General features: G+C 59.4%; 19 protein-coding genes. 11 read left to right on the top strand and 8 right to left on the bottom strand.

All coding sequences use genetic code 11. From position 1 onward, the window contains the following. Positions 1 to 287 precede the first annotated feature (287 nt). Positions 288 to 1,166 carry a DMT family transporter gene (locus ACP7EE_RS14195; RefSeq protein ID WP_426234961.1) on the top strand — a complete coding sequence of 293 codons (879 nt, stop codon included), beginning with the start codon at positions 288 to 290 and terminating at the stop codon, positions 1,164 to 1,166. Between the two features lie 60 nt (positions 1,167 to 1,226). On the opposite strand, the gene ACP7EE_RS14190 is transcribed toward ACP7EE_RS14195, so the two are convergent. Then, on the bottom strand, positions 1,227 to 2,564 hold the full coding sequence (locus ACP7EE_RS14190) for an MFS transporter (protein WP_420648490.1): 1,338 nt from the start codon (positions 2,562 to 2,564) through the stop codon (positions 1,227 to 1,229). A 273-nt stretch (positions 2,565 to 2,837) separates the two neighbouring features. Between ACP7EE_RS14190 and quiC the strand changes: the two genes are divergently transcribed. Together quiC and ACP7EE_RS14180 are read left to right on the top strand one after the other, a co-directional pair. Then, positions 2,838 to 4,739, top strand: coding sequence for a 3-dehydroshikimate dehydratase QuiC (gene quiC, locus ACP7EE_RS14185; protein ID WP_426234960.1), 1,902 nt, complete (start codon positions 2,838 to 2,840; stop codon positions 4,737 to 4,739). 102 nt (positions 4,740 to 4,841) lie between these two features. Further along, positions 4,842 to 5,528: a TetR family transcriptional regulator gene (locus ACP7EE_RS14180; RefSeq protein ID WP_426204612.1), complete on the top strand. Its 687-nt coding sequence runs from the start codon at positions 4,842 to 4,844 to the stop codon at positions 5,526 to 5,528. 37 nt (positions 5,529 to 5,565) lie between these two features. On the opposite strand, the gene ACP7EE_RS14175 is transcribed toward ACP7EE_RS14180, so the two are convergent. Beyond that, a complete protein-coding gene (locus tag ACP7EE_RS14175) occupies positions 5,566 to 6,420 on the bottom strand; it encodes a shikimate dehydrogenase (RefSeq protein ID WP_426234959.1) in 855 nt (284 codons plus the stop codon). Next, positions 6,417 to 6,866: a type II 3-dehydroquinate dehydratase gene (gene aroQ, locus ACP7EE_RS14170; RefSeq protein ID WP_426234958.1), complete on the bottom strand. Its 450-nt coding sequence runs from the start codon at positions 6,864 to 6,866 to the stop codon at positions 6,417 to 6,419. Before aroQ ends, ACP7EE_RS14175 begins: the two co-directional genes overlap by 4 nt. Positions 6,867 to 7,159: 293 nt before the next feature. Here aroQ and ACP7EE_RS14165 point away from each other — a divergent pair, with 293 nt between their 5' ends. Further along, positions 7,160 to 7,588 carry a DUF4160 domain-containing protein gene (locus ACP7EE_RS14165; protein WP_420648485.1) on the top strand — a complete coding sequence of 143 codons (429 nt, stop codon included), beginning with the start codon at positions 7,160 to 7,162 and terminating at the stop codon, positions 7,586 to 7,588. Beyond that, positions 7,585 to 8,031 carry a DUF2442 domain-containing protein gene (locus ACP7EE_RS14160; protein WP_426234957.1) on the top strand — a complete coding sequence of 149 codons (447 nt, stop codon included), beginning with the start codon at positions 7,585 to 7,587 and terminating at the stop codon, positions 8,029 to 8,031. Before ACP7EE_RS14165 ends, ACP7EE_RS14160 begins: the two co-directional genes overlap by 4 nt. A gap of 53 nt (positions 8,032 to 8,084) precedes the next feature. Here the strand turns inward: ACP7EE_RS14160 and trmA are convergent, their stop codons facing one another. Together trmA and ACP7EE_RS14150 are read right to left on the bottom strand one after the other, a co-directional pair. After that, positions 8,085 to 9,164: a tRNA (uridine(54)-C5)-methyltransferase TrmA gene (trmA, locus tag ACP7EE_RS14155; protein ID WP_426234956.1), complete on the bottom strand. Its 1,080-nt coding sequence runs from the start codon at positions 9,162 to 9,164 to the stop codon at positions 8,085 to 8,087. Beyond that, entirely contained in the window at positions 9,161 to 10,456 is a 1,296-nt protein-coding gene (locus ACP7EE_RS14150; protein ID WP_426234955.1) for an NCS2 family permease, read from the bottom strand. The genes trmA and ACP7EE_RS14150 overlap by 4 nt, the downstream gene beginning before the upstream one ends. Positions 10,457 to 10,676: 220 nt before the next feature. On the opposite strand from ACP7EE_RS14150, the gene ACP7EE_RS14145 reads away from it, so the two are divergent. After that, the gene (locus tag ACP7EE_RS14145; protein ID WP_426234954.1) at positions 10,677 to 11,126 is read left to right on the top strand and encodes a DUF4879 domain-containing protein; all 450 of its coding nucleotides are present in this window, start codon (positions 10,677 to 10,679) and stop codon (positions 11,124 to 11,126) included. Between the two features lie 67 nt (positions 11,127 to 11,193). Then, positions 11,194 to 11,745 (top strand): DJ-1 family glyoxalase III, encoded by a 552-nt coding sequence (locus ACP7EE_RS14140; RefSeq protein ID WP_426234953.1) that lies wholly within the window; start codon positions 11,194 to 11,196, stop codon positions 11,743 to 11,745. Between the two features lie 5 nt (positions 11,746 to 11,750). Here ACP7EE_RS14140 and ACP7EE_RS14135 read toward each other — a convergent pair whose 3' ends face one another. Beyond that, the gene (locus tag ACP7EE_RS14135) at positions 11,751 to 12,989 is read right to left on the bottom strand and encodes an MFS transporter (protein WP_426234952.1); all 1,239 of its coding nucleotides are present in this window, start codon (positions 12,987 to 12,989) and stop codon (positions 11,751 to 11,753) included. A 405-nt stretch (positions 12,990 to 13,394) separates the two neighbouring features. On the opposite strand from ACP7EE_RS14135, the gene ACP7EE_RS14130 reads away from it, so the two are divergent. The 3 genes from ACP7EE_RS14130 (at position 13,395) to ACP7EE_RS14120 (ending at position 16,091) form a co-directional block, all read left to right on the top strand. Continuing rightward, positions 13,395 to 14,837 (top strand): cytochrome ubiquinol oxidase subunit I, encoded by a 1,443-nt coding sequence (locus tag ACP7EE_RS14130; RefSeq protein ID WP_420648478.1) that lies wholly within the window; start codon positions 13,395 to 13,397, stop codon positions 14,835 to 14,837. 3 nt (positions 14,838 to 14,840) lie between these two features. Continuing rightward, positions 14,841 to 15,848: a cytochrome d ubiquinol oxidase subunit II gene (gene cydB / locus ACP7EE_RS14125; protein ID WP_420648477.1), complete on the top strand. Its 1,008-nt coding sequence runs from the start codon at positions 14,841 to 14,843 to the stop codon at positions 15,846 to 15,848. Positions 15,849 to 15,923: 75 nt separating this feature from the next. Continuing rightward, entirely contained in the window at positions 15,924 to 16,091 is a 168-nt protein-coding gene (locus ACP7EE_RS14120; protein WP_420648476.1) for a DUF2474 domain-containing protein, read from the top strand. Between the two features lie 39 nt (positions 16,092 to 16,130). Here the strand turns inward: ACP7EE_RS14120 and ACP7EE_RS14115 are convergent, their stop codons facing one another. Then, the gene (locus tag ACP7EE_RS14115; protein ID WP_426234951.1) at positions 16,131 to 17,255 is read right to left on the bottom strand and encodes a methyltransferase; all 1,125 of its coding nucleotides are present in this window, start codon (positions 17,253 to 17,255) and stop codon (positions 16,131 to 16,133) included. A gap of 170 nt (positions 17,256 to 17,425) precedes the next feature. Further along, positions 17,426 to 18,136 carry a helix-turn-helix transcriptional regulator gene (locus ACP7EE_RS14110; protein ID WP_426234950.1) on the bottom strand — a complete coding sequence of 237 codons (711 nt, stop codon included), beginning with the start codon at positions 18,134 to 18,136 and terminating at the stop codon, positions 17,426 to 17,428. A gap of 300 nt (positions 18,137 to 18,436) precedes the next feature. Here ACP7EE_RS14110 and ACP7EE_RS14105 point away from each other — a divergent pair, with 300 nt between their 5' ends. Beyond that, entirely contained in the window at positions 18,437 to 19,213 is a 777-nt protein-coding gene (locus ACP7EE_RS14105; RefSeq protein WP_426234949.1) for a ferredoxin--NADP reductase, read from the top strand. The last annotated feature ends 29 nt before the right edge of the window (positions 19,214 to 19,242 follow it).

The raw sequence follows: 19,242 nt of genomic DNA, 5'->3' as shown, positions 1-19,242 counted from the left end.
GTGATGAGTGTTGCTGGTGTGTGAGTGTGGCGCCAGTCCGGTCGTCCGTCTATTGCCGGGCATGGCACACTGCTCCTGCTGACGGGTAAGAACCCTGAGCGCGCAGCAAATTCCCTTGAAGCGGTTTTTTGCAGGAGTAAGCAGGCTCGCTCCCTCAGGTATTCATGGCGCAATTGAAAGTGTGCGCTGTTCGCACCGGTTCAGGATAGATGCGCGTGCTAACTTGGAAGTGAGTTGTAAATTGTCACTGAGGCTCTTTCCTCATTTCGTTTTTTCAGAGACCGCCAATGACCGTCAGCACCCCGTTATCAGGTGTCAACCAACCCTTCAAAGGGATCTTGCTGATTGTCGTCGCGACTTTTCTGTTTTCCAGCCACGACGCGTTGTCGAAATACCTCTCGGGTTTCTATCCGATCGTGATGGTGGTCTGGGCGCGCTATGTGGTGCACACGTTATTGATGGCGGGGATTTTTCTGCCGCAGTCCGGGTTGCGCGTCCTGCGCACCAAGCGCCCGTTATGGCAGTTGGCGCGGGCGTTGTGCCTGCTCGGCACCAGCCTGTTTTTCACCACGGCGCTGCTGTACATCCCGTTGGCCGAGGCCACGGCGGTCAACTTTCTTGCGCCGGTGCTGGTCACGGCGCTGTCGGTGCCGTTGCTCAAGGAACGCGTAACGCGCGGGCAATGGATTGCGGTGATTTGCGGATTTGTCGGCGTGCTGATCATCGTCCATCCCGGCGGCGAACTGTTTACGGCCGCGATCCTGTTGCCGTTCTGCTCGGCACTGTTTTTCTGCTTCTATCAACTGCTGACGCGCAAGCTCAGCGAGATCGACAGCCCGACCACCAGTAACTTTTTCGCCGGGCTGTGCAACACGCTGGTGATGAGCGCGATTGTGCCGTTCTTCTGGCAAGTGCCGAGTCTTGGCCACGGGTTGTTGATGCTGGCGCTGGGCAGTTGCGGGATGACCGCGCATCTGTTTCTGACCCAGGCGTTCCGCCATGCGGCACCGGCGCTGCTGGCACCGTTCGGTTATTGCCAGATCGTGTTCGCGGGGTTGTTGGGCTGGTTGCTGTTCGATCACACACCGACCTTGCTGACAGTGGTCGGGATCGCGGTGATCTGTTGCAGCGGACTGGCGGCAGCGTGGCAACAGAGTCGGCGCTGAAAGGAACCGATATTTGTGGGAGCTAGCCAGCTAGCTCCCACAGTGGTTTGTGTAGGCCGGTTACTCGGTAATCGTCGGGATTTTGCGTGGCGCCATGAAGTACATCCAGGTCAGCGCGAGGAAGTACATCGCCGGAATCAGCGTGAACAGCACCGTGTAGTTGTTATGGGTGACGGTCAGGATATGGCCGACGATCTGCGTCATGAACATCCCGCCAATCGCTGCGCACATGCCGCCGAAACCGAACACCGTGCTCATCATGTGCTTGGGCGTGTAGTCCATGACCAGACTCCAGATGTTCGCCGTCCACGCCTGATGCGCGCCAATCGCCAGCGAGATTGCAGCGACCGCGACCCACAGATTGCTCGAACCGGCCGCCATCACCACGCCGATGATGCAGCAGGCAAACAGCAGCATCGACAGCAGCCGCGCCTTGATCGCGTTCATGCCGCGTCCGATCAGGAACGAAGACAGAATCCCGCCACCGACACTGCCGAAGTCAGCCGTGACATAGATGATGATCAGCGGAATACCCATCTGGGTCACGTTGATGCCCAGGTTGTATTGCTGATTGAGAAACGGCGGCAGCCAGTACAGATAAAACCAGAACACCGGCGCGGTTAGCGCATAGGCAATAGCGAAGGCCCAGGTGCCGCGCATGCGCAGGATTTTCGAGAATGGCACGGCGGGCTGTTCCGGTTCGGCCTCTTGCTGGATGTAATCCAGCTCTGACTGTTTAACGCTCGGGTGATCTTCCGGGTTGAAATACTTCAGACCCCAGAACAGCAGCCAGATGCCGCCAAGTGCCGCCATGCACAGGAACGCGGCTTGCCAGCCCCACACATGCAGCACCAGCGGCAACAGCATCGGGGTAAACATCGCGCCGACGTTGGTGCCGGCGTTGAAGATGCCGGTGGCCACTGCGCGTTCGCCGGCCGGGAACCACAGGCGCGTGGTTTTCACGCAGGCCGGGTAGTTCGCTGCTTCGGTCAGGCCGAGGATAAACCGGCAGACCATGAAGCCGACCGCTGAAGTCGCCAGACCGTGTGCGCCGGTGGCCAGGCTCCACAACAGTACGGCGCAGAAGAACACGCGTTTGACGCCGACCCGGTCGATCAGCCGCCCTTGCAGCACGAAGCCGATGGCGTAGCCGACCTGAAACCAGAAGTTGATATTGGCGTAGTCCATCGCCGTCCAGCTCATTTCCTTGGCGAGGATGGGCTGCATGACGCCAAGAGCGGCGCGGTCGATGTAGTTCAGGGTGGTGGCGAAAAACACCAGCGCCAGCATGCCCCAACGGGTCTTGCCGACGGCCATGGCGCCACGGATCTTGTCGCCGATGCCACCGGTGGCAGTGCTCATGGCCGGAGCCATGCGGGAAGTCTGTGAAGGAATCATGTGTTCCACCCGTTTTTGAATTTGTTATGTGGTGTTGTTTTCTCATTAACACTGCGACCGATGGTTCACGTCCGGACTCAATGAGGGGTCGATGGTGGGCAGTGGACGAAAAATCGTCAATTCGTCAAAACGGCTTAGTGTTCGATAATCGCACGCAAAACTAACCGGGTAGTACACTTTAAATTGCTGTGCGCTGGCATGCAGCCAATAATTTCCCCCAATGATAAAACCGGCGCAATCCACGTAGCCGACGTCTCCATCGGGAGTTGAAACATGCAGCGATCCATTGCCACCGTGTCCTTGAGCGGAACCCTGCCGGAAAAACTCGAAGCCATCGCGGCCGCCGGGTTCGACGGGGTGGAGATTTTCGAGAACGACCTCCTGTACTACGACGGCAGCCCGCGTGAAATTAAACAGATGTGCGCCGACCTCGGGATCGCCATCACGTTGTTTCAGCCGTTCCGCGATTTCGAAGGCTGCCGCCGTGATCGCCTTGCGCGCAATCTGGAACGTGCTGAACGCAAATTCGACCTGATGCAGGAACTCGGTACGGACCTGGTGCTGGTGTGCAGCAACGCCTCGCCGGACAGCATCGGCGATCAACAAATCCTCATCGACGACCTGCGCCTGCTGGCCGAACATGCTGGTGCCCGTGGCTTGCGTATCGGCTACGAAGCGCTGGCCTGGGGGCGTCACGTCAATACTTATCAACAGGTCTGGGACATCGTGCGTCAGGCTGATCATCCGAGCCTCGGCGTGCTGCTCGACAGTTTCCATACCCTGTCGCTCAAGGGCGATCCACGCGCGATTGCCGAGATTCCCGGCGACAAGATCTTCTTCGTACAAATGGCCGACGCGCCGATCCTCGTGATGGACGTGCTCGAATGGAGCCGGCATTTCCGCTGCTTCCCCGGCCAGGGCGAATTCGATCTGCCAGGCTTTCTCGCGCCGATCATTCAGAGCGGTTACACCGGGCCGCTGTCGCTGGAGATCTTCAACGACGGTTTTCGCGCCGCGCCACCGCGAGCCAATGCGGCCGATGGGTTGCGTTCGCTGCTGTATCTGGAAGAGAAGACCCGCCAGCGTCTGGAACAAGATGTCCGACCTGTGGATAACCGCGAAATCCTCTTCGAAACGCCGAAGGCCAGCGAGTACAACGGCATCGAATTTCTGGAATTCGCCGTGGATGAAAGCCTCGGCGCCAAGCTGTCGAACTGGCTTGAGCGGCTGGGGTTCGTCAAGGCCGGGCAGCACCGCTCGAAGAGTGTGAGTCTGCTGCGTCAGGGCGATATCAACCTGATCCTCAACTCCGAACCCTATTCGTTCGCCAACAGTTTTTTCGAAGCCCATGGCCCGTCGCTGTGTGCCACGGCGGTGCGGGTCAAGGACAGTGCGAAAGCCCTGGCGCGTGCGGTGGCCTATAAAGGTCAGCCATATCGCGGCCTGGTCGGCCCCAATGAGTTGGAGCTGGGCGCGGTGCGTGCACCGGACGGCAGCCTGATTTACCTGGTGGATGAGGAGGCGGATGTCTATGGCACCGATTTCAATATGCTCTCGGGTGCGGTCGCCGGTGGTGGTCTTAAACGCATCGATCACATGGCCATGGCGCTGCCGGCCGACAGCCTCGACAGCTGGGTATTGTTCTACAAGAGCCTGCTGGATTTCGTCGCCGATGACGAAGTGGTGCTGCCCGATCCCTACGGTCTGGTGAAGAGTCGCGCGCTGCGCAGTCGGGACAGTTCGATCCGTTTGCCGCTGAACATTTCCGAGAACCGCAACACCGCAATCTCACACGCACTGTCGAGTTATCGCGGCTCCGGGGTGCATCACATCGCTTTCGATTGCGACGACATCTTCGCTGAAGTCAGCCGCGCCAAAGAGGCCGGCGTGCCGCTGCTCGATATCCCGCTCAACTATTACGACGACCTCGCCGCGCGCTTTGATTTCGACGACGAATTCCTCAGCGAGCTGGCCTACTACAACGTGTTGTACGACCGCGATGCGCAGGGTGGCGAGCTGTTCCACGTTTACACCGAAGCGTTCGAAGGACGTTTCTTCTTCGAAATCATCCAGCGCAAGCACGGCTACGCCGGTTATGGCGCGGCCAACGTGGCGGTGCGGCTGGCGGCAATGGCCAAAGCACGCAGTGGCGCAGTTCGCCAGGCGAAGTTGTAGGTATTTCGTAAACGCGGCGTTAAACACGAGCTGCGCGGCTTCCTTCACTGTGGCGCGCAGCCCATAATCGCCAGCCTGTGCAGTGATGGCCGTGAGCCCGCGATGACAATCAATTCAGAACTTTCCGCCGCCGACGCCGCACCAGCTGTAGCCCACGTCGAGCCGCGCAAAAGTCGCAAGAACAACCCGGAAAAAACCCGCGAAAATATTCTGCAAGAGGCGATCGTCGAGTTCGTCCAGCAGGGCCTGTCCGGTGCTCGCGTCGATTCGATTGCCGAGCGCATCCACACCTCCAAACGCATGATCTATTACTACTTCGGCAGTAAGGAACAGCTGTACGTCGAGGTGCTGGAGAAACTTTACGGCGACATCCGCACCACGGAAAACCGTCTGCACCTGGCTGAGTTGCCACCGGTGGAAGCGATCCGCCGCCTGGTCGAGTTCACCTTTGATCACCATGATCGCAACGTCGATTTCGTGCGCATCGTCAGCATCGAAAACATCCACAACGCCGAGTACGTGAAGCGTTCGGATGCGATCAAGGCAATGAACAACACGATCCTCGATTCGCTCAGCGAGATCCTGCGACGCGGTGCTGCTGAAGGCTTGTTTCGCGCCGGACTCGACGCGCTGGATGTGCATTTGTTGATCAGTTCGTTCTGCTTCTATCGCGTGTCGAACCGCCATACGCTGGGTGCGATCTTTCAGGTTGATCTGCCGGATGAAGGCATCAAGCAGCGCCATCGCGAGATGATTTGCGAGTCGGTTTTGCGCTATTTGCAGACGTGACACGCATTGAGGGAGGCCTAGGCCTCCCTCAACGTTTTCAACCATTCATGCTTTGAAAATGCGCGAGCATGCGCTGCGCATCCGGCACCACGCCGCTGAACAACTCGAACGCTTTCACCGCCTGAAACACCGCCATGTTGCCGCCGTCCAGCGTGCGGCAACCCAAGGCGCGGGCGGCGCGCAGCAACTCGGTTTCCAGCGGGAAATACACAATCTCCGCTACCCACAACTCGCGCCGCAGCAGCTCGACCGGCACTGGTGTGCCTGGCAGTTTAGCCATGCCCATTGGCGTGGTGTTCACCAAACCATCAGCCTGATTCAGCGTGCCCGGCAGATCCTGTCCGGCCACCGCGCGAGCCGCGCCGAAATGCTGGTTAAGGTTGTGCGCCAGGCTTTGCGCGCGCTCGGCGTCCACATCAAAAATACTCAGTTGCTGTACGCCTTCGCTCAACAGCGCGTGGGCGACTGCCGCCCCGGCGCCACCTGCGCCCATCTGGACTACACGTTCGCGGGCAGCGTCTTGTAGGCCACGACGAAAACCTTCGGCGAATCCCAGGCAATCGGTGTTGTGTCCTACACGTTTGCCGTCTTTCAGCACCACGGTGTTGACCGCGCCGATGCCGCGCGCTTCTGGCGATAACTCATCGAGCAGCGGAATGATCGCCTGCTTGCACGGGAAGGTGATGTTCAGCCCGGTGTAGTTCATGCGCTCGGCGGCCAGCAACAGGTCGGGCAGGGCGCTGCTGTCGAGTTTCAGCTGATCGAGATCGATCAACCGGTACAGGTAACGCAGGCCTTGTTCGTCACCTTCGTGCTCGTGCAGCGCCGGGGTGCGCGATGCCTGAATGCCGGCGCCGATCAGTCCGGCGAGTATCACGTTGGCGCGGCTCATGCGCTTCTCCCGGTCAGTCGCTGGCTGAAATGTTCCAGGGCCAGTCGATAGCCGTGGCTGCCAAAACCGCACATCACCGCGGTGGCGATGGCGGAAACGAATGACTGATGACGGAACGGTTCGCGGGCGTGGACGTTGGACAGGTGCACCTCGATCACCGGCAGTTCGCTGGCGACCAATGCGTCGCGAATCGCCACTGAGGTGTGTGTCCAGGCTGCCGGATTGATCACGATCCCGGCGCAGCGGCCACGCGCGGCGTGAATCCAGTCGAGCAGTTCGCCTTCGTGGTTGGTCTGGCGAAACTCCACCGCCAGGCCGAATTCTTCTGCGGCGCGCAGGCACAGGGCGGAGATGTCTGCCAGGGTTTCGTGGCCGTAGGTCGCCGGTTCACGGGTACCGAGCAGGTTCAGGTTCGGGCCGTTAAGCACCAGAACGATAGGGGCCATGGGTACAAACTCCACTTATTGTTTTTGGCATCGGCCGAGTGTTTCGGCCTGTGGATATAAATTGTACTAGCCGGTTACTTTAAGCAATTGCTCAGCGGTCGGCGCTGCGTTTTGTGTTCGATGATCGAACATCACCTAGGTGGCGAAAGGATTAGTTACGGTTTTGCGCGCGGCTTTTCTGCATCCCGCACTAGGCTCGGAACCTGGCGGCCATTTCAGGCATTGGCGCCGATGGTCGGATTTGTCAGGGAACGGCAAATCGACAAACTCTTTAACCTAACGGATGGGTTAGCATGAAAGTGTGTGGTTACAAAGGATTGTCAGTGGTGATCATGTTGCGCGACGAGCACTGCCCGCCCCATGCCCATGTGGATGCCGGCGCATGGAGCGCGCGGTTCAAATTCAGCTTCTGGCACAACGGCGTCGAATTGTGGGATGTGATTCCGCTGTCGCGGCGGCCGCCGGTTGCGGTACTCGAAGGGCTGCGCCAGGCGCTGCGGCAAACGGATCATCTGCGCCGCGCGCGCGGGATCTGGTGGAGTCGTTTACGTACGGCGTGCCTCGACAATCAATGGTGGGACGAGCAGGCGAACGAAGTCGCGGTACTGCGGCAAGTGACCAGCACGACGTTCAGAATCGCTTCGGCGTATTACGAACCTGAAGTGAACAAAACCCTGCTCGCGCTGGTTGGCGCTCAGGAAGGCATAGAGATCGAATTATGAAAACAGTCAAGGCCGGGTTGCAGGCGGACCGACCGGTTACGGAAAACCGCCTCGACGAGGCTGTCGATCGTGGCGGCGTGCGGCGGCGCAGCAGCTTGCAAGCCGTGTCAGTGAGCTTTCACCCGCCGTGTCTGGTGATCCATTTCGAAGACGACAGCGGTGTACTGCTGCCGGTGAATCTGTATCCGGAACTGGCTGATTTCCAGCCGGAAGATTTTGCCGGAGTGAAACTCGGTTTCGCCGGTACCGCCCTGTGCCATGACGCTAAGGATCTGCAGATTTCCATCGCCGGGATGATTTCGGCCAGTCAGCCATTGATGTCGATGGCGGCGTCGGTAATCGCCTCGCGCAATGGTCGTCAGAGCAGCACCGCCAAGGCTGACGCCGCACGCGCCAATGGCAAGAAGGGCGGGCGCCCGCGCAAGGTTGATCCTGCATTGTGAGCGCACAAAAAAGCCGTCAATCACGACGGCTTTGTTGTGTCAGGCAGTTGCAATCAACGCCGGGTCAGCATCACGCCGGATTCCATGTGGTGCGTCCACGGGAACTGGTCAAACAGCGCACAGCTGGAAATGCGGTGCGTGTCGTGCAGTTGCGCGATGTTCGCCGCCAGCGTTTCCGGGTTGCACGAGATGTACAGGATGTTATCGAAACGCCGCGTCAGCTCGCAGGTGTCCGGGTCCATGCCGGCACGCGGCGGGTCGACGAACACGCTACCGAATTCGTAGCTTTTCAGGTCGATGCCGTGCAGGCGACGGAACGGACGCACTTCGTTCAGTGCTTCGGTCAACTCTTCGGCGGACAGGCGCACCAGGGTGACGTTATCCACAGCGTTTTCGCTGAGGTTGCTCAGTGCAGCGTTAACCGAAGTCTTGCTGATTTCGGTGGCCAGCACTTTGCGCACGCGGGTGGCCAATGGCAGGGTGAAATTGCCGTTGCCGCAATACAGCTCGAGCAAATCGTCAGTACGATCGCCCAGCGCTTCGTATGCCCAGTTGAGCATCTTCTGGTTCACCGTGCCGTTGGGCTGGGTGAACGCGCCTTCCGGCTGGCGGTAGCTGAAAGTACGCCCGCCGACTTCAAGTTTTTCGACCACGTAATCCAGGCCGAGCACTTCGCGTTTGCCCTTCGAGCGACCAATGATGCTCACGCCGAGATCCGCCGCCAGTTTGCTCGCTGCCGTATGCCAGTGCGCGTCCAGCGGACGGTGATAGCACAGCGTGATCATCGCGTCGCCAGCCAGCGTGGTCAGAAACTCCACCTGAAACAGCTTATGGCTCAGCGCTGCGCTGGCCTGCCACGCGGCTTTCAATTGCGGCATCAACTGGTTGATGCGCAGGCTGGCGATCGGGAATTCTTCGATCAGGATCGGCGTGCGTTTGTCGTCTTGCGCGAACATCGCGTAGTGACGCTCACCACCTTCGCGCCACAGGCGGAATTCGGCGCGCAGGCGGAAGTTCTGCAACGGCGAGTCAAATACGGTCGGCTCGGGCGCATCGAACGGGGCCAGCAGGTCACGCAGGCGCGTGACCTTGTCTTCGAGCTGTGCGGCGTAGGCCTGGGAATCAAAAGTCATGCGTTGAACCAACCCAACTTGATCACGAACAGAATCGACAGAATCACCAGCGCCGGGTTCAGCTCACGGCCGCGGCCGGACAGCAGCTTGATGCCGGTCCAGGCGATGAAACCGAAAGCGATGCCGTTGGCGATGGAATAGGTGAATGGCATCGCCAGCGCGGTGACCACCACGGGCGCGGCAACGGTAATGTCGTCCCAGTCTATTTCTGCCAGGCCGGAAGTCATCAGCACGGCGACGAACAGCAGAGCTGGCGCGGTAGCGAATGCCGGAACGCTGGAGGCCAATGGCGAGAAAAACAACGCCAGCAGGAACAGAATCGCGACCACGACGGCGGTCAGGCCGGTGCGACCGCCGGCACTCACGCCGGCTGCAGATTCGATGTAGCTGGTGGTGGTCGAGGTGCCCAGCAGGGAACCCGCCATTGCCGCAGTACTGTCAGCGATCAGGGCACGGCCCATTTTCGGCATGTGGCCGTCCTTGCCCATCAGGCCGGCGCGTTTGGCGACGCCGATCAAGGTGCCGGAGTTGTCGAACAGGTCGACGAACAGGAAGGCGAAAATCACGCTGACCAGACCGATGTCCAGTGCGCCTTTGATGTCCAGTTGCATGAAGGTCGGGGCCAGCGATGGCGGCATCGAGGTCACGCCGGCGAACGGAGTGAAGCCGAAAGCGATCGAGACGATGGTCACCGCGAGGATGCCGATCAGCACCGCGCCGCGAACTTTCAAGGCTTCAAGGGCAACGATCAGGGCGAAACCGAGGGTGGCGAGGATCGGTGCCGGTTGTTTCAGGTCGCCGAGGCCGACCATGGTCGCCGGGTTGCTGACCACGATCCCGGCGTTGTGCAGGGCGATCAGCGCCAGGAACAGGCCGATACCGGCGGCAATCGCCGAACGCAGCGGCAGCGGAATGCTGTTGATGATCCATTCACGGATGCGAAAGATCGACAGCAGGAAGAAGCACACCGCCGAAATGAACACCGCGCCCAGCGCCACTTGCCAGGTGTGGCCCATGTGCAGCACCACGGTGTAAGTGAAGAAAGCATTCAGGCCCATGCCCGGCGCGAGGGCGATCGGGTAGTTGGCGATCAGGCCCATGACCGTCGAGCCAATGGCGGCTGCCAGACAGGTAGCGACGAACACCGCACCTTTGTCCATGCCGGTCTCGCCGAGAATGCTCGGGTTGACGAACAGAATGTAGGCCATGGCCAAGAAGGTCGTGACGCCCGCCAGAATCTCGGTGCGCACATTGGTGTTGTGTGCCTTGAGTTGAAACAGCCTTTCCAGCATGTCTGCTCCCCGTGGCGCGCGTGGCGCCGTGAATGTATCGACCTCAACAGCAAAGCACAGACCGTCGGATGCGCCTGGGATTTTTGCTGGGCCGGAAAAAGCCGCGCATCATACCAGCAGCGTGAGCAATTGGGCGGATGTTGGAGGCGATCGTCGGCGAAGTTTTGCCTCGCGGCCAACTGCGCCATACTGCGCGCTGATTTTTCGGGGGATCGATTGCATGAACAAGGGTTGGATGAAGGGTTGCGGGCTGATGATATCGCTGCTGAGCGGGGTGCCGGCAGCATTTGCGGCGTCGGCACCGCCGCTGTCAGAGGTCAAAGTGATCAAGGTGCAATCGGCCTCCTGCGGGCTGGAAGACATTAGCGACGGTCAGGCGCAGACCGGTTGCAATCACGGCGGGTCGAGCATCAAGGTGTATGTGCTGGAAATCGGCTACGGACAGAATCAACCGCAAGCCACACTGGATGGTTTTGAAGTCAACGGCAGCCGCAGCCCGGTCTGTGCCTTCGATAACGGTAATCTGACCGAGTGCTCGCCGGGCCGCAAAACCGTCGGCTCTCTATATAGCTTCGATCTGGCGGGGAAGCAGCAGGGCACGTTTACCTTCAGCAACACCTCGATCAACGCCCCGCGCAACACTTTGTCTACCCAGCTTTACATCAAGTAACGCCTCGCACCGAACGGTGCGCGGCAAAGCTGACTACGCTTTAAAGATCACTCAGCGGATAGCGCCCATGACCTTTAGAGCTCTGATCACCCTCGCCGAGGGCATCGATGATCTGCAAAGCGTGACCCTGATCGATGTGTTGCGCCGCGCCGGCATCGAAGTGCTGGCGGCGAGCATCGAAGGCCGACGCATGCTGACTTGCGCCCGTGGTACCCGAATCACCGCCGATGGCATGCTGGTCGATGTGCTGGCGCAGACGTTCGACCTGATCGTCCTGCCCGGCGGTGCCGTCGGTGCGCAACACTTGGCGGCGCATCAGCCTCTGCAACAATTGCTCAAGGATCAAGCCAGCGCCGGCCGACTGTTTGCCGCCATCGCCGAAGCCCCGGCGGTAGCACTGCAATCCTTCGGCGTACTGCGCCAACGGCGCATGACCTGCTTGCCGAGCGCGAGCCATCAACTGTCCGGTTGTACGTTTGTTGATCAGTCAGTGGTGGTCGACGGCAATTGCATCACCGCCCAAGGCTCGGGCGCCGCGCTGGCATTTGCGCTGACGCTGGTCGAGCAACTGGCGGGTAAAGCCGTCAGAGCGAAAGTGGCGGTGGATTTGTTGGCCTGAAGCGTTCAGACCTTCACCTCTTCCACCAGCACATGCATCCGGTCGCGGTTGGCCAGGGTCGGGAACAGTTTGATCCATGTCCCCGTCACCAGCAGCGTGCCGATCCCGCCCATGACCACCGCCGGCACAGTGCCGAACCAGTGAGCGGTGACGCCGGATTCGAATTCGCCCAACTGGTTCGAGGCGCCGATGAACAGGCCGTTGACCGCGCTGACGCGGCCACGCATTTCGTCCGGGGTTTCCAGTTGAACGAAGGAGGCGCGGATGACCATGCTGATCATGTCCGCCGCGCCGAGCACCACCAGCACCGCCAGCGAGAACCAGAACGAAGTCGACAGACCGAAGGCAATGGTCGCGACGCCGAATATGCCGACTGCGGTAAACATCACCCGGCCAACGTTGCGTTCCACCGCAAATCGCGCCAGATACAGTGACATCAGCAACGCGCCGACCGCTGGTGCCGAGCGCAGCAGGCCCAGGCCCCACGGCCCGGTCAACAGAATGTCTTTGGCGAACACCGGCAACAGCGCCGTGGCGCCGCCGAGCAGCACTGCGAACAGATCCAGCGAAATTGCCCCGAGGATGTCCGGTCGGCTGCGGATGAAGCGAATCCCGGCCAGCAAGGAATCCAGCGTGGCTTTGCCTTTATTCAGCGGCGTCTGCCGCGCGGGCAGGTTGAGCATCAGGGTGCAGGCGATTACATACAGAATGACGGTCGGCCCGTAGACCCAGACGCTGCCGAACGCATAGAGCAAACCGCCGAGGGCCGGCGCGACGATGGTTGCTGATTGCTGCGCGGACTGCGCCGCCGCGACCGCTCGTGGAAACAGCGCCGTGGGCACGATGCTCGGCAACAGGGCTTGGGTGGTCGGCATTTCAAACGAACGCGCGGCGCCAAGCAGAAACGCGAGGATGAAGATCATTTCCCGCGTGACATGATCAGTAGCACTGCCAATTGCCAACGCCAGGGCGATCAATGCCTGCAACGACTGGCAAATCGCCGCGACCCTGCGTCGGTCATAGCGGTCGGCCACATGCCCGGTGTGCAGCATGAACAGCACGCGCGGGGCAAACTCCACCAGTCCCACCAGTCCCAGATCGAGCACGTTGCCGGTCAGTTGGTAGAGATTCCAACCGATCGCCACCGTCAGCATTTGAAAACCGCTGGCAGTAAAAACGCGGGCCATCCAGAACGCCAGGAACGGACGATGGTGACGTAGCAGCAAAGGCTCTTGGCTGGGCATCTGAGGGCGGTTCTTGAGCGAGGAGATTCCCGAGATTATCACCAGAATGTAACGAGAAGTTGCTAGGCGGAAAAATTTAGTTAGCTAGACACCGATATTCCGGCGCTCCCACGGCAATCCCTCACGACAATGTATTGCAGAGCATTGCCGCAGCGCTGAGGCAACCTGTCACGCGGCAAACGACCACAGCAACCGTCGGCAAAAATGGGACTACTCTTTCAACGTTGATTGATCCAGATCAAGGCCCTTAACGGAATTGATCCGGCGGCCAAATGGCCAGACTCCCTGCGTTGCGATGCCTGTAAAAAAAAGAACGAATACAAATTCGCCGCACTCCATATCCGTGGGGGCAGTGGGTGCAGGCCACAAGCCTTGCAGCCGGTATTACCTGACAGAGGAAGACTTATGTTCGGTTTAGAGGCACTAGATCTCGCCCGAATTCAGTTCGCATTCACCATCTCGTTCCACATCCTGTTCCCGGCCATCACCATCGGCCTGGCGAGTTACCTGGCAGTGCTCGAGGGGTTGTGGCTGAAGACGCACAACGACACCTACCGCGACCTCTACCATTTCTGGTCGAAGATCTTTGCCGTCAACTTCGGCATGGGCGTGGTCTCCGGTCTGGTCATGGCCTATCAGTTCGGCACCAACTGGAGCCGCTTCTCGGACTTTGCCGGTTCCGTGACCGGGCCGCTGCTGACCTATGAAGTGCTCACGGCATTCTTCCTTGAGGCCGGATTCCTCGGCGTGATGCTGTTTGGCTGGAACAAGGTCGGACGCAAGCTGCACTTCTTCGCCACGGTCATGGTGGCCGTCGGCACGCTGATCTCGACGTTCTGGATTCTCGCCTCCAACAGCTGGATGCAGACGCCGCAGGGCTTCGAAATCGTCAACGGTCAGGTGATTCCGACCGACTGGTTCGCGATCATCTTCAACCCGTCATTCCCGTACCGTCTGGCCCACATGGCCACCGCAGCGTTCGTCGCGACGGCGTTCTTCGTCGGTTCGTCGGCGGCCTGGCACTTGCTGCGCGGCAAGGACAATCCGGCGATTCGCACGATGCTGTCGATGGCGATGTGGATGGCGCTGATCGTCGCGCCGATCCAGGCAGTGATCGGTGACTTCCACGGACTCAACACGCTCAAGCATCAGCCGGCGAAAATCGCCGCGATCGAAGGGCACTGGGAAAACCATGGTGACGAGCCGACGCCGCTGATCCTGTTCGGCTGGCCGGACATGAAGGAAGAGCGCACCAAGTTTGCCGTGGAAATTCCGTACCTCGGCAGTCTGATCCTGACGCACTCGCTGGACAAACAAGTCCCGGCGCTCAAGGAGTTTCCGCCGGAAGACCGGCCGAATTCGACCATCGTGTTCTGGTCGTTCCGGATCATGGTCGGCCTGGGCTTCCTGATGATCTTCACCGGTTTGTGGAGTCTCTGGCTGCGCAAACGCGACAAGCTGTATACCTCGCGACCGTTCCTGTATCTGACGTTGTGGATGGGGCCGTCCGGTCTGATCGCGATCCTCGCCGGCTGGTTCACTACCGAAATCGGTCGTCAGCCGTGGGTGGTCTACGGGCTGATGCGCACGGCGGATGCGTCTTCCAATCACAGCTTCTTGCAGATGAGCATCACGCTGATCATGTTTGTGGTGGTGTACTTCGCGCTGTTCGGTGCCGGTCTCGGTTACATGATGCGTCTGGTGCGCAAAGGGCCGAAGATCGACGAAGGCAAGGAGACCACTGACGGTGGTCCAGGCCAGCAACGCACCCCGGCGCGTCCGTTGTCCGCTGCTGACGACGATGACACCGAGGCTGACAACACCCGCAGCCTGACCAAGGAGATTTGAATCATGGGTATCGATCTTCCGCTGATCTGGGCCGTGATCATCATCTTCGGCATCATGATGTACGTGGTCATGGACGGCTTCGACCTCGGTATCGGGATTCTCTTCCCGTTCATCCCGGGCAAAGTCGACCGTGACGTAATGATGAACACCGTCGCCCCGGTCTGGGACGGCAACGAAACCTGGCTGGTACTGGGTGGCGCGGCGTTGTTTGGCGCATTCCCGCTAGCGTATTCGGTGGTGCTCTCGGCGTTGTACCTACCGCTGATCTTCATGCTGATCGGGCTGATTTTTCGCGGAGTGGCGTTCGAGTTCCGCTTCAAGGCCAAGGACGACAAGCGTCATCTGTGGGACAAGGCGTTCATCGGCGGTTCGGTGGCGGCAACGTTCTTTCAGGGGGTGGCGCTCGGAGCGTTCATCGACGGCTTTCCAGTGGTCAATCGGCAATACGCCGGTGGCTCGCTGGACTGGCTGACGCCGTTCACCCTGTTCTGTGGCGCGGCACTGGTGGTGGCGTATGCCTTGCTCGGCTGCACCTGGCTGATCATGAAAACCGAGGGCAAGCTGCAGGAACAGATGCACAACCTCGCGCGCCCACTGGCCTTCGTGCTGCTGGCGGTGATCGGTGTAGTGAGTATCTGGACGCCGCTGGCGCACACGGACATCGCTGCGCGCTGGTTCACGCTGCCGAATCTGTTCTGGTTCCTGCCAGTGCCGATCCTGGTGCTGGTGACAATGTATGGCTTGATCCGTGCCGTTGCGCGTAATGCCAACTACACGCCGTTCCTGCTGACGCTGGTGCTGATCTTCCTTGGCTACAGCGGACTGGGTATCAGCCTGTGGCCGAATATCGTGCCGCCGTCGATCTCGATCTGGGACGCCGCGGCACCGCCGCAAAGCCAGGGCTTCATGCTGGTCGGCACGCTGTTCATCATCCCGTTCATCCTGGGTTATACCTTCTGGAGCTACTACGTGTTCCGCGGCAAGGTCACCCACGAAGACGGTTATCACTAGAGTTGAATTGTGGGAGCGGGTTCGCCCGCGATGGCGTCGGTTGCGGCGCCATCGATCTACTGAGGATCAAAGCAAATGAACGGCAAACATTCCCTGCACGACATTGAAGAAGCCGAAAAAAAGCCGCTGTGGCAGCGGCTTGGCTGGTTGGCGATGATCTGGGTCGGCAGCGTCGGCGCACTTTTCATCGTTGCGAGCCTGATGCGCATGTTCATGAATGCCGCGGGCTTGAGTACGCACTGAAGCAAAAAAACCTCCGTCTGGAGGTTTTTTTTGCACTGACTATTTGCGCGCTTTGAGAATCACGAATTTCGGTGTGGTCGCCACTTGCTCGACACCGCGGAACAGCCGCGCCAGTTTGGTGTGATAACCCAGGTGACGGTTGCCGACAATGTACAGCGCACCGCCGACCACCAGCGCCTCGCGGGCCTGCTGGAACATCCGCCAGGCGAGAAAGTCGCCGACCACCTGTTGCTGATGGAACGGCGGATTGCACAGCACCACGTCCAGCGACTGCGGCTCTTGCCCGGCCAATCCGTCCCCGGCACGCACGATCACTTCACGCTCACCCAGTGCTGCGCGCCAGTTTTCGGCGGCGGACTGCACGGCCATGAACGACTCATCCACCAGCGTGTAATGCGCGTCCGGGTTTTGCAGAGCACTGGCGATGGCCAGCACACCATTGCCGCAACCGAGATCGGCAACTCGGGCGACGCCAAGGTTTTTCGGCAAATGCGGAAGAAACGCGCGAGTGCCGATATCCAGGCCTTCGCGACAGAACACGTTGGCGTGATTGAGCAGTTCGATCGCGGGTTCGTCGAGGTTGTAGCGGGTCGGATACGGCGAGACGGCTGGCGCTTTGGCTTCAGGTGTGGCGATCAGCAATCGCGCCTTCTTCACCGCCAGCGATGCTTGTACCGGGCCGATGTAACGTTCCAGCAGATCACCGGCGGCGCGCGGCAAATGCTTGACCATCGCCGCCGCGACCACTTGCGCGCCGGGTGCCAGTTGCCCTTGCAGGCGAATCAGCTGTTCTTCCAGCAGCGCCAGGGTTTTCGGCACGCGGATCAGCACCCGGTCGAACGGGCCATTCAATGGTTCGCTTGCTGCGATGCCTTGTATGGCATCGAATGCATGGCCATTGCGCAGCAGGTTCTTTTCCAGCCCCTGAAAGGCCAGAAACGAGTCGCCGCTGCTGCTCACCTGAACCTTGCCTGCCAGGCTGATGGCCAGAGCGCCGAAACTATCATTGAGCACCAGCACCCGCGTATCTGCCGCCGGCTGTTGCTCGGCCAGATGGTTGAGCAGGTATTCATCGGCCGCATCGAAAGCTTGCAGCGGTTCATTCTGCTGGTCGGGCTGGCGGATCAGGTCGAGTTGGGCGAAGGGTGTATCTAGCAAAGGCATGGGGCGGGACTCTGGATAATCAACGGGTGTCCAGCAGCCTCTGGGGCGGCAGAACCATCCGAGTGGACTGCGACGTAAAAGATCACGCCATCACTCAGGAAGGTTGCAGATGTTACGTTTTTTTGGCCCGCATTACCCGGCCGTTTTGCGCTGATTCGCCACGGGCTCTACTAGATAACCCCCATTTTCGAGGCAGCCATCACAGCGGACATCTTGTTGCAAACGTTCAGCTTGCGGATCACGTTCGCCACGTGATATTGCACGGTGCGTTCGGCTTTGGCAGTGATTATCCCGATTTCGTAGGCGGTTTTGCCGATCGCGCATAATTTCAGAATCTCGATTTCACACCTCGACAACCGCACTTGGGGAATCTTCGCTGGCCGGGGAGGGAGGGTACGGGCAAACAGCTCACTCAGATGGTTGGAAATGTAGAACAGGCATCCGAAGTGTTCGTACAGTTCAATCTGGCTCACCTCGCAGTGGGGCCGCACCACGCTGAGCATGCAGCACAGGCCGCTTTCCTCGTGGTGGAATGACTGCGACCAGCCAAATTGCAGGCCTTGGTCCAGCAGCGCGTCCCATAAGCGGGGTGTTTTCGAAAAAGCTTCCTGGCTCCACACGATGGGCAGCATGGATTGATTGCAATGCGCCCTTATCGGGTTGTTTTCGCAATAACTGTCGTCAATCAGCCGGTTCCATCCGAGAGGGAAGTTATTGATATGAAAAGCCTTGAACGACGAATCCTGATGTTGGGAAGTGACTGAAACTCCGCAGTAATTGAAGCCGATGTTTTTCGCGAATGTCGCCAGAATCGGATAGAGCGAATCGATTCCCTTCGCGCGGGTCAGCTGCTTTAGCTGCAACTCCTTCCATTGTTCCATTTCATTAGATCTCCTGATTGTCTCGCGGGGTTGCCGTGCTTGGATCCAATTGCCCGGCACGAAGACGAGTGTAGGATGCTTCCTACAAAATGTTTGAACTTTTTTGTTCTTGAACAGTATCGAAATCTGGAATATCGGAACTTAGTGCAGACGGTCGTTATATTTAGCTAATCATTCAATACAACTTATGTACGGGATGGTTAAAGATTTTTTGATGCTAGTGAAAGGCCACTACTGTTTGTCGGTGGTTTAATGGCCGGCAGTGCGCGAGACTGCATTTATTGTTGATGGAGTGACGTAATGACCGCCAGTGCAGAGAAATTCACTCAACAGACGCTGCTTGATGTGCAACCGCTAACCGAGAGCCTGTTCACCTTGCGCACCACGCGCGACCCGGGATTCCGCTTTCGTGCAGGGCAGTTCGCGCGCCTCGGCGTAACTCGAGAGGATGGCAGCACCGTGTGGCGCGCCTATTCGATGGTGTCTTCACCCTTCGACGAGTTTCTCGAGTTTTTTTCCATCGTGGTTCCGGGCGGGGAGTTCACCAGCGAGCTGAGCCGGTTGAAAGTGGACGATACCTTGCTGGTCGAGCGCCAGGCCTTCGGCTATCTGACGCTGGATCGCTTCGTCGACGGTCGCGACCTGTGGTTGTTGTCCACTGGCACAGGGGTCGCGCCCTTCCTGTCGATTCTCCAGGATTTTGAAGTCTGGGAAAAATTCGAGCGGATCGTCTTGGTGTACAGCGTGCGCGAAGCGCGGGAACTGGCCTATCTGCAACTGATTGCCGAGCTGACGCAGCGCGATTATCTGGCCGAACATGCGCATAAACTGCAATTCATCCCGACGGTTACCCGTGAGCTTCATCCCGGTGCACTGAACGGGCGGATCACTACGCTGCTCGAGAACGGCGAACTGGAGCGTACTGCCGGGTTGCAGTTGACCGCCGCGCATTCGCGGGTGATGCTCTGTGGCAATCCACAGATGATCGATGACACCCGGGCGCTGCTCAAGCAGCGCGGCATGAATCTGAGCCTGAGCCGGCGACCCGGACAGGTAGCGGTAGAAAATTACTGGTAAAAAAAACGGCGCCCCGCAGGCGCCGTTTT

This window comes from Pseudomonas sp. TWP3-2 (assembly GCF_049897765.1).
In the GTDB taxonomy this organism is placed as follows: Bacteria; Pseudomonadota; Gammaproteobacteria; order Pseudomonadales; family Pseudomonadaceae; genus Aquipseudomonas.
The sequence above is the reverse complement of the archived record's forward strand: the minus strand, read 5'-3'. Positions and strand labels throughout refer to the sequence as shown.